An 11,163-nucleotide genomic window follows, 5' to 3' on the forward strand; every position below is an offset into this window, starting at 1 on the left:
GAGCTGAGTATCTCGCTGCAACAGCTCAACCGAACAACGGAAGAATTTATCAGCGATCAGCGCCAAAACTCTGATGATGAGTCGGGTTCTGAGTCTTGAGAAGACTGCTCTGGGGAAATGGGTGTTGGGGGCAGCGTCAGTAAAGAGAGAATCTTACTGCTGAGAGTGGCGGGCATAATGGGTTTGACCATGTAGTCGGTCGCTCCAGCTGTTAAAGCTTTTTGCCGATCGGCTTGAAACGCATAGCCGCTCACTACCAGAATGGGCAGCGTATGAAACTGGGGGTGCTGGCGAATCGTTCTGATCAGGGTGAGTCCATCCACCTGAGGCAGCTTGATATCTAGCAGAACAAGGTGAGGGACAAACTCCTGCATGATACCAATACAGTTATGACCGTCAGCCAGGGGTAACACGCGATAGCCACATTGCTCTAAAAAGTCGGCAAACAGCACGCGATTTCCATAATCGTCTTCAATGAGTAGAATGCGGCGTTGCTCTTCTGGGAAATTCATAGATGATGGCAGCGCCCTGGTGAGGTAAAAGTGTTCACTATAGGTATAGAGACTGAAACACGATTTTTATAATATGTATAAACCGTGCCTATACATATTATAAAAATATTCCGTGTGCTTAGATACTAATGGATAGTGAAAATACTAACTATGCGAAACCTGCTAGCTCAAGCTGTATTAGTTTTCAGGAAATTTTCTATACATCGGATTTATTAATGTCTATAAACCTAGCGATTTTTTGAGCGGCCTGTTCTAGTACGGTGGGAGGCTGCACTAGGGCAAAACGGACATACCCTTCGCCTGACTTGCCAAATCCTTTGCCTGGAGCTAACGCAACGCCAGTTGCCTCTACCAGCCGCACACAAAAATCAATGGAGTTGCTAAAACGTTCAGGCAGTTTAGCCCACAGGTACATGGTGGCATCAGGACTGGTTACAGTCCAGCCGTGGTGATGCAGGGCATTAACCATAGCATCTCGGCGTGATTTAAAGGTATGTACAGTAGCGCGCACACAGTCCTGAGGGCCTTCGAGAGCCGCGATCGCACCCCGCAAAATTCCCTGATACTGGTTAAAATCCACCGTTGCTTTGACCTGGCGCAGGGCCAAAATCAGTTCAGGATTACCGATGGCATAGGCGATGCGAAACCCGCCCATATTGTAGGCCTTAGAAAAGCTAAAAAACTCAATGGAGCAGGTTTTGTCGGGATCAGCCTGAAGTACAGACGGGGCCGGATTACCGTCAAAACAGTGGTCAGCGTAGGGAAAATCGTGGGCCAGCACCAGATCGTGGTCTCGACAAAAGGCTACCGCCTCAGCGAAAAACTCAGGTGTCGCCGTTGCCGCCGTGGGATTGTGGGGATAGCTCAGCACCATCAGCCGCGCCTGAGCTAGCACCGCCGCTGGAATATCGTCAAATACTGGCAAAAAGCCATGTTCGACTAGCAACGGCATGGCGTAAATCTGTCCGTTAGCTAGGTGGATGCCGCCTGCATGGGACGGATAGCAGGGATCGGTAAGAAGGGCAAAATCCCCCGGATTCAAGATGGCCAGAGGTAGGTGAGCCGTCCCTTCCTGGGAGCCAATCAGCGGCAGCACCTCCGTCTCTGGATCGATCCCAATACCAAACTTATCGGTATACCAGCGGGCGGCTGCTTGTCGAAACGCACGGGTGCTCTCAAACAAGTTATAGCCGTGGGTGGTCGGGTCGTAAAGTGCGGCTGCGATCGCACCTAGCACATGCTCCGGTGTCGGCAAGTCCGACGACCCCAGGGACAGATCGACGATGGGTTTACCCGCTGCCCGTGCTCGCCCCTTCGCTCGATCCATATCGGCAAAGACATTGGTTTGGAGCGGGGCCAGGCGATCGGCAAAGTGCATGTTACAGGTTATCTAACTCCTGCTTTAAGGCTTCTAGCTCTTTGTCAACGGCCTGGTTATCAACAGGCGCATCCATGGGCTGGGCATCGGCGGGAGGCAACGCCTCTTGCCCAACAGGACTACCGCTGAGCTGAGCCTTCATAGCTGCCAGTTCTGAGTCCACATCGCTACCGGCTTCAAGGCTGACAAACTGGCTTTCCAGATCCGCCCCGGCCAGTTCAGCGGCGGCCTGACCCCGAGCTTCCATTTCCAGAATTTTTTCTTCCATACGCTCAAACGCGCCTACGGAGCTGTTGGTGCTCATTTGGCCCACAGTGCTCTGGAGCTTTTCGTTGGCTTTGGCCGCACTGGCCCGAGCCTTGAGCATATTTTTCTTGGTTTTGTACTCAGAGATTTTGCTCTCTAGACCAATTAAGTTGCGCTTGAGGGTGTCCACCGAAGCGGTCTGCTGATCGAGCTGAGTCTTGAGGGCTGCCGCTGTTTCCGCATGGGTTTTCTTGCGCACCAGGGCCTCACGGGCCAGATTTTCATCTCCCTTTTGGAGGGCTAGCTGTGCTCGCTGGGTCCAGACATTGGCCTCGGACTGAGCTTTTTCTTGCTGCTGCTCTACCCGCTTTTTACTTGCGATCGCACCCGCCACAGCCTGACGCATCTGCACCAGGTCTTCCTGCATATCCATGATGCTTTGCTCAAGGATCTTCTCAGGATCCTCAGCCTTACTGACAGCATCGTTAACATTGGCACGGATAAGTCGGCTAACGCGATCAAATAACCCCATTGGTCTTTATCGTCCTTGATGAGTTTGTAGTTGGGCGGGTCGGGGCTAGAGCACATAGCCCTCGGTACAGTACCTGACGACACCTAGCGCTTTAGTTTTAGCATACGTTACTAGCTCCCAGAGGTGTGGAAAAACGCCCATACATATCTTCTAGAATCTCTAAAGAAATGATGTATCTTCCAGATTTGCTAAAAAACGTTAGACCTGAGCGGATTGTATTACGAATGAACAGCTTGAATTTCAGCACTGATGGGGTTTCAATATCTATGAAATATTTTTGATGAATGCCTGGGCATATTAATCCTGCATCTTTAATCGTTACTTACAATTGCCTGTGTGCTTTTCTTCTAAGCTTGTGAACATATGTGGGCGTAGACACATGCGGGCAGAGGCCCCTCGTCATCGGCACCCTATCGTCACCTCAACGTCTAACAGTTGGTTTTGCAATGAATTTCTTTAAACATCGCCCTGGGACTAGGCTGTCCACTCTACAAACAGGTGTACTCAGGTTAGTCAGGCGGCAGCTAGGTTGGGTGGTTTTAAGCCTGTTTTTAACCGTTGGTTGGGCCGGGTTCTGGCAACCGGTTCAGGCCCATCGCCCCCACGACGTGGTCACCCAGGTCAAGCTATCACCTCGCTACACCCAAGATACAACGGTCTATACCGTGGTGCGGGGCAACGTATTCAAATCCGTTGACGGTGGTAATAATTGGCAGCGCATTGTCGAGGGCTTTGACACCCTGACACGCTTTTCTACATAGACCATCGATCAGTTCTCAGGAACGTTGCTGGCCTTGGGCACCCAGGGCGACGGAATTTTCCTATCCAATGACGCAGGAGAAACCTGGCAGCGGTCTAACGATGGCCTAGATAGCTTAGATATTAGTGTGGTGTACAGTTTGCCCAGCGATGCCGATGTGATGCTGGCCGCTGGGGCAGAAGGGGGGCTATTCCGCAGTGCGGATAGCGGCAAAACTTGGACTACGGTGGAATCTAGTCAGCTATTTTCAGTTATCACTGAGGCTGAAGATACGCTGTGGGCGGGGGACGAGGCCGGTCAGCTGCTACGCTCTGAGGATGATGGGCAAAGCTGGCAGCCGCTGCTAACAGTGGCCGATGCGCCGATTTCAGCCATTGCTGGCAACAGCCAGGTGGTGTACGTGGGCACTGCCACTCAAGGAATCTTTCGGCTTGATACCAATACATTAGAGATCCTGGAGCTAAATAAAGGCTTAGACGATCTGCGGGTTCAAGATGTAGAAATTTTGCCAAATAACTCCAGGGGTGTGATGCTCTCCACCTGGGATCAGGGAATTTATACCTCGCTGGACAGTGGTGAAACCTGGACGAACTACACCCAGGGGCTAATCAAAGATAAGCAGGCTGATGAATTTGAAACCCATCACTTTTCTGAAATTGCCCTGTCGGAAAACTTTGCCGCTGACAAAACCGCGTTTTTAGGGGGGTTTAACGGCCTTTATAAGTCGATCCAGAGTGGTCAAAATTGGCGGGAAATTGAAACGCTGGCGCGCGGGGTAGTGGTGGCGATGGATGTGTCCCCCAACTACGCTGAGGATGGCACCCTGGTGCTCAACACCTATGTCGGCAAAATCCTGATGAGCAATGACCGAGGTAAGACTTGGGATCTCACCATGAACGGGGTGGAAGTCCCCCGGCTCAACGGTAACTTTAAGCCCTCCTATCAGGATCCACGTCGATTTTTTGATATTGCTTTTTCCCCGGACTATGCCAGTGACCAAACGTTATTTTCATCGGGGCTGTGGACCAAGTTTTTACGCTCCACCAACGGTGCCCAGTCTTGGTCGCTCCATGCCTTGGGTAGAGAGGCACGGGGGCTAACGCTGCTACTATCCCCCGAGTTTGGCACTGATCAAACGCTGTATATCTTTAATCAGGCGGGGCTTCTCTTTCGTTCCACTAACGGTGGCGATACTCTTCAGGAAGTAGCAAAATTTCCCTGGGAGCGAGGCAACGACAGTCCGTCCTTAGCGATTTCCCCTAACTTTGCCACCGATCGCACCCTGTACCTGGTGGCTGAGACAGGTGTGTACAAGTCCACCGATGCGGGTGAGTCTTGGCAGTCCACAACGGAAAATACGCCCATTGCTGATGCCTGGAATCTGCACATTGAGATTTCGTCGGACTATGCCCAGGATCAAACGCTGTATGCCAGCAGCTACGACGGTTTATTTAAAACGATGGATGCCGGGGAAAGCTGGCAGCGGGTTGCGATCGCAGATGTCGCTCCAGACCGTTCTTTTCTAGAGGGTGTGGCCCTCTCCCCCAACTACGGCCAGGATGGAACCGTCATGGTCAGTCTCCGGGGTAAGGGACTCTATAAAAGTACAGACGGGGGGGACACATTTGCTCCCATTGGCGATGCCAGTCTGGCCTTTTCTCGGATGTACAATGTGCCCTGCGCGGGGCGTCCCATTGAATTTTCACCCAACTATGCCCAAGACAATACTATTTTTGGCTTTGGTACCGCCGCTACCGATATTTATCAATCCACAGATGGTGGAGAGACATGGGAGATTTTAAATACTCCTAACTTTGAGCCCCCCACTGAAATTGGCACCCTCACCTATCTGACCATTGCCGCCGAAATCTATCGCGGTCGCATCCTCAAGGTATTGCTAGCGGTGGTTGTCGGTGTGGTTGCCTACGTGGTCGCGGGCCTACTAGGTCTGGGTAAAACCCTCAGGCTCAATCAGCGGTTGATTCAGTTTGGGGCCGCCATGGGTAGCTTTGCCATTGCCCTTGTTGTGGTTCTAAAAGTACTGTAACGGGAGTGATTAGGGTTGTCAGCTACTATCAAAGACTCTCTGCCTGAGGTCGCAGCTCCTGACCCTATTCAGGAGCGCCGCGCTGTTGTATTTCTTGTTCTAGCCGGTCTATTTCTAGGCACGCTGGGGATGCTGAACATCCTCGGCATTAGTCGCTTTGTCAAAATTTTTACGTGGGATGATTTTGCGGTGACGGTAGCCGTTGGGGTATTACCGTACCCGCTAACGTTTTTGTGTACCGACCTAATCTCTGAGCTGTATGGGCGCAAACGGGCCAATCAGGTGGTTTGGGTGGGGTTACTACTGAATGTGTGGGTTGTTTTTGTGGTCTGGCTGGGGGGTATTTTGCCAGGTTTTGAAACCCTTGACCCGACCACAGGAGACTTAGTCAGAGATGCAGCGGGTCGGGTGCCGGTCTTTTTTGAAATTCGCAATCTTACATTTGGTACAGTGACGGCTTCGATGGTTGCCTACCTCACTGCTCAGTTTGTGGACGTGCAGCTGTTTCACTTTTGGAAAGAGCTGACCAAAGGCAAATATCTTTGGTTGCGGAACAATGGTTCTACCCTAGTAAGCCAGCTGGTGGATACCTCGGCGGTGATCCTGATTACCCATTTTTTTGCAGGGGTGCTGCCGATTGATCCGACTCAGGAGCTATGGCCCCAGCTATTTTTGTTCATTGCCTATGGCTATGGGTTTAAGCTGGTAGCGGCTTTATTAGATACTGGGCCTTTTTATCTCTGTGTGTATTGGTTATCGAATTATCTCCAGCTAGAGTCTCCGGTCTTTAAGAAACCGTAAGAGCCACAGCCAGTTTGGGCGTAAGATTGTGGCTTAGAAGCGTGGTTGGGGCAGACGATATGCAATACCAAATGCGATACCAGATTGGCGGCACCCTGACCAACTACGATCCTACCTACGTTGTCCGCCAGGCCGATGATGATCTATATCAAGCGCTGCAGGCAGGAGAGTTTTGCTATGTTTTTAATACCCGACAGATGGGTAAATCATCGCTGCTGGTAAGAACAAAAAAACGTCTGCACCAGGATGGTGATCACTGTCTCACCTTAGACATGACCAATGTGGGTACTGAGATAATTACGCCCCAGCAGTGGTACAAGGGAATCCTGGGAGAATTGGTCAGTGGCTTACACGCCAGTACGCCATTTGAATTTTCCATGGCAGATTTGCAAACCTGGTGGCAACAGCAGGGGGATATGCCCCTGGTGCAGCGGCTCAGCCGATTTCTCAGTGATGTGTTGCTTAAACACCTGCCCCACCAGCGGCTGTTCATCATGGTGGATGAGATTGATAGCGTGCTGGCACTGCCCTTTGCCGTGGATGATTTTTTCGCCCTGGTTCGCTACTGCTATAACCAACGAGCCTTAAATCCTGAGTTTCAGCGGGTAACATTTGCCTTGTTTGGCGTGGCCACTCCTGCCGATCTGATTCAAGACAAAACACGCACACCGTTTAATATCGGTCATGCTGTGACGCTACATGGTTTCTCCATGGCGGAGGCAGCCCATTTAACAGACGGTTTAGCCATTGGTAAGCGGGATGCCAAGACAGTGCTCCAGGCCATCCTTCATTGGACGGGGGGACAACCTTTTTTAACCCAGAAGCTCTGTCAGCTGGTGACAACCCTGAGTCAAGACTCTACCCCTCTCTCAGATCAAGATTGGGTGGCCCAGATTGTTCATCGTCAAATTATTGACCATTGGGAATCTCAGGATGAACCGGAGCATTTGAAAACGATTTGCGATCGCATTCTCCGCCAAGAAACCTTAGCCAGTCGTCTCTTAAGCATTTACCAGCAGGTGCTAACCTCGGCCCCAGCTGAAAATCCGGGACCGCCAGTGCAGGCCGATAGCTCCCTGGAGCACACCGAACTGTTGCTGGCTGGCCTGGTCGTGTGTGAGCAGGGGCAGTTAAGGATCAAAAATCCCATTTACCAAGCCGTCTTTAATGCAGCCTGGGTTCAACAACAGTTACAGACGCTGCGCCCCTATGCTCAGCTATTTATCGCCTGGCAAGCCTCCGCAGGCACTGACACCTCACGGCTCCTGCGGGGAAAGGCCCTGGCAGAAGCCCAGCAGTGGGCCACCGACAAACGGCTGGGGGATATGGACTACCAGTTTTTAAGGGCCAGTGAAGCCCTAGAACGACAGGAAGCTCAACAACAGTTTGAAATTGCCCAGGCAAGGGAAGTAAAGGCCCGCCTAGAGCAAGAACAGCGAGCCAGTAAGCTACAGCGTTATCTCCTAGGGGCCGTCTCTCTGGGTATGATTGGGGCCATGGGGCTGAGTATGATCGCCTTCTGGCAATATCGTCGCGCCCTACAAAAAGAACAACAGGCCGAGACAGAAGTTGTCCAAACCCTGATCACCTCTGCCAATGCTCTATTTGTATCTAATCAACGTCTAGATGCCCTAGTCGCAGCGGTGCGCGCCACCCAACGGCTACCAGACTTAAAGCCGCAGGCATCGCTATCTACTTTAAAGCAACAGGTAGAGTCCACCCTGCGACAGGCCATCTATGGAATTTTTGAAGTCAATCGGCTCATGGGTCATACCGATGTTGTCCATGATGTTGACTTTAGCCCTGACGGCAAGACCTTAGTATCAGTCGGCACCGATCAACAGCTGCGTTTTTGGAGTCGAGAGGGTCACCTACTCAATAGCGTTCGTGTGTCAAATGATGAACCATTTTCTGTAGACTATAGCCCCAATGGTGACATGATTGCGGTGGCTGATGGGGATGGCACGATTAGTCTGTGGTCGACGACCGGTGAAAAACTAAACTCTCTGACAGGCCATGGGGGCACCGTTTGGTATGTCAGCTTTGATGCGACAGGAGAATTGCTGATTAGCACCAGTCAAGATGGGACTGTCAAACTATGGTCCCAGCAGGGTGATTTACTGCGCACATTCTCTGGCAATGCAGGCGCGGCGATTAGCCCAGATCAACAACTCATCGCTACAACTGGTGAAGACGGTCAACTCTGGCGACGTGATGGCAGTCTTCACTCCACCTTAACTGGCTATGATGGTCCCTTATCGAATGTTGTTTTTAGCCCGGATGGCAACCTGATCGTCACCAATGGTGATAACGGATCAGTGCAGCTCTGGCAGAGCGATGGTGGCCTAATCAAAAGTATCATGGCCCATGACGCTGACATCTGGGGCCTGACCTTTAGCCCAGACGGAGAGTTTTTTGTCTCCACCAGCGTCGATGGCACCGCTAAGGTTTGGAGTCGGGCAGGGGTTCTCATTGAAGCCTTAAAGGGCCATGAAGCCAGCATTTGGGGCGTAGATGTAAGCCCCGACAGTCAAACCATTGCCACCGCTGGCTGGGATCAAACCATTCGCCTATGGCGGCGGCGTAACCCCCTACAGAAAACAATCTATGCCCCCGAGGGATCGGTCTCTCAGATTGCTATTAGTACAAAAGAAAATCAGTTTGTTTCGGCAAGTCAAAATGGAGCAGTACAGCTCTGGCAGGAAGATGGTAAGCTTCTCAAAACCTTGGGCTATCAGGATGGAGCTGCCCTATCCATTGCGATGAGTCCCGATCAGAGCTACGCCGTGACCGGCGGTGATAACAATATTGCCAGAATCTGGGATCTGGCCGGAGACTCTTCTATTGTGCTCGACAACCATCAGGATGCCCTCTATGCAGTGGCCATTAGCCCCGATGGTCAAACCATCGCCACCGGCAGTCTAGATGGCCTTGTCAATCTTTGGCAGCGCGATGGCACCCTACAGCAAACCATAGAAACGGGGAAGTCATCTGTATTTGGGCTGCAGTTTAACCCCAATGGTCAATCGTTAGTGATTAGCGGTGCCAATGAGTCGCTGAGTATTTGGACCCTAGATGGGCAAAAGTTAGCGAGTATTGAGCGGGAGAAGACGATCAGTGCGATCGCATTTCACCCCGATGGTCAAACCTTTATGACCGCCGACGATTCTGCTATTCAACAATGGCAACAGACCGGTGAATTAATCCAAGAATTTACCTTTGAGCAAGCCGAAGCCACGTTTTTAGGCAACAGTATTGCCCTGAGCCCCGATGGCAATATCTTAGCGGCACCCTTGTGGAATAGCGAACTCAAGGCTTGGCAGATCAAATTATGGCAGCTAGATAAAACAGAACTCTCCGAACTCACCACCCTGGTGGGGCATCAGGGTGAAATCCGGTCTGTTGCCTTTAGCCCCGATGGCAAGCAGCTAATTTCAGCCTCATTCGATAAAACAATCGTTCTCTGGGACCTAAGCAAAATCTTGACTGTGGATGAAATCACCTTGGCCTGTGGGTTGATTACTGACTATCTGCACAGTAGCCCAGAGATCATAAATGAGGATCGAGGACTCTGTGAGAATTAAATATTTCTGGCCTAGCATTGTGTTTTTTATTTTTCAAATTTGTTCCTCTCAAAAAAACTCCAAACTCACTGCCATGGAAAGAGTTGGAGTGACTTTGTCTGGATTACGGCAGTATTAAGAAGCAGCTAATCTCAGCCAGTTCTCTAATATATGAGACTGAGAATAGGATCCCATGAGCTGCTCTGTAGCCCTCAATAGACTATCTTTTATGACACTTACATTACTGGTGAGCCCAAATTTATCCAACACAATAAGACGACTAGTCTTGCCGAGAGTTTTACCAAACTCTAAACGAATGAGCAATGATTCCAGGGCCTGGGCTAATGATAGAGAATCTTTTTCAGTCACCAATATGCCATTATAATGAGACTGTATTAATTCAGAAATCCCTAAGATATGAGTTGACACGACCGGTAGCTCCATCGCCATGGCTTCTAGAAGTACACTGGGAATGCCGTCACGCTCACCATTATCATTCACCAAATAAGGTAACACAAACAGAGTGGCCTGCTGATAATACTCAATTAGCTGTTCCTGGGAAAGCTCGTCCAGTAGAATAACATGCTCGCCCAGACCAAGCTCATTGATCTGCTGTTGAAGAAAATCCTTCGAGGGACCATCGCCAATAATTTTACAGTTGAAGGAAATATCCTTTTGCTTAAGTAAATGACAAGCCTTGAGCAGATAAGAAAATCCTGAATTCTCACACAAACGACCAGCGCTCAGGATTAAAGGGACGTCTAACGACTGTGTCCTAGGGCGAGGACTAAAGCAGTTAATATCTATCCCATGGTATGCCATGTGAATAGGCGTTTCAGACGTAGAAATCCGTTCTAGATACTGACGATTGTGTTCGCTGCAGGTAACAATAAACTCAGCCTTAGCCATACGACGATCAAGAAGAGCCTTATCGCTGAGATAAATATCTTGGGTATGCACCGTCATACTATAAGATACCCCGGAGAATGCTTGGGCAATTTCTACCGTAGCAGCCGGTAGACCAGCAAAGTGAGCATGGAGGTGGGTAATTCCTAAATTTTGCAGTTTCCAAGCTAAACAACCTCCCTGCAAAAACTCATTATATTTCTGGTCTTGATCACGATTTAGATAGAGCTTTAGTGTCTGTACATAGGTTTCGCTATTTTGCTCAAATAATTCAACCTGAGCATTGATTAACTCTTTTTCTTGATCTTGATTAAATGTAGGCAGTAATGATGGCAAATAGGTGACTGGAGCTTTCACCTTAGCCATGTCTGGATAAGTATCCTGCTCCAATGGATGCCTTAGGGAAAAGATCTGTACA

The 11,163-nt window shown here is 50.2% G+C and carries 8 protein-coding genes; 4 read left to right on the forward strand and 4 right to left on the reverse strand.

From position 1 onward, the window contains the following. Positions 1-56: 56 nt before the first annotated feature. From IQ260_RS19920 to IQ260_RS19930, 3 genes are all read right to left on the reverse strand, one after another. Positions 57-512, reverse strand: a complete 456-nt coding sequence (locus IQ260_RS19920) for a response regulator (protein WP_193994843.1) — start codon at positions 510-512, stop codon at positions 57-59. A gap of 196 nt (positions 513-708) precedes the next feature. Then, positions 709-1,890 (reverse strand): LL-diaminopimelate aminotransferase, encoded by a 1,182-nt coding sequence (locus tag IQ260_RS19925; protein ID WP_193994844.1) that lies wholly within the window; start codon positions 1,888-1,890, stop codon positions 709-711. A 1-nt stretch (position 1,891) separates the two neighbouring features. Then, positions 1,892-2,668 carry a PspA/IM30 family protein gene (locus IQ260_RS19930; protein WP_193994845.1) on the reverse strand — a complete coding sequence of 259 codons (777 nt, stop codon included), beginning with the start codon at positions 2,666-2,668 and terminating at the stop codon, positions 1,892-1,894. A 446-nt stretch (positions 2,669-3,114) separates the two neighbouring features. Between IQ260_RS19930 and IQ260_RS19935 the strand changes: the two genes are divergently transcribed. The 4 genes from IQ260_RS19935 to IQ260_RS19950 are packed head-to-tail and all read left to right on the forward strand — an operon-like array spanning position 3,115 to position 9,860. Then, positions 3,115-3,429, forward strand: a complete 315-nt coding sequence (locus tag IQ260_RS19935; RefSeq protein ID WP_193994846.1) for a hypothetical protein — start codon at positions 3,115-3,117, stop codon at positions 3,427-3,429. Positions 3,430-3,462: 33 nt separating this feature from the next. After that, complete coding sequence (locus IQ260_RS19940) at positions 3,463-5,475, forward strand: WD40/YVTN/BNR-like repeat-containing protein (RefSeq protein ID WP_193994847.1); 2,013 nt, start codon at positions 3,463-3,465, stop codon at positions 5,473-5,475. Between the two features lie 15 nt (positions 5,476-5,490). Beyond that, positions 5,491-6,276, forward strand: a complete 786-nt coding sequence (locus tag IQ260_RS19945; protein WP_193994848.1) for a queuosine precursor transporter — start codon at positions 5,491-5,493, stop codon at positions 6,274-6,276. A 59-nt stretch (positions 6,277-6,335) separates the two neighbouring features. Continuing rightward, positions 6,336-9,860: an AAA-like domain-containing protein gene (locus IQ260_RS19950; protein ID WP_193994849.1), complete on the forward strand. Its 3,525-nt coding sequence runs from the start codon at positions 6,336-6,338 to the stop codon at positions 9,858-9,860. Between the two features lie 114 nt (positions 9,861-9,974). Here the strand turns inward: IQ260_RS19950 and IQ260_RS19955 are convergent. Continuing rightward, positions 9,975-11,163: glycosyltransferase family 4 protein (locus tag IQ260_RS19955; protein ID WP_193994850.1), on the reverse strand; the 1,189-nt coding region annotated here is incomplete at its 5' end.

Origin of the sequence: Leptolyngbya cf. ectocarpi LEGE 11479 (genome assembly GCF_015207065.1) — a bacterium.
Taxonomy (GTDB): domain Bacteria; phylum Cyanobacteriota; class Cyanobacteriia; order Phormidesmidales; family Phormidesmidaceae; genus Leptothoe; species Leptothoe ectocarpi.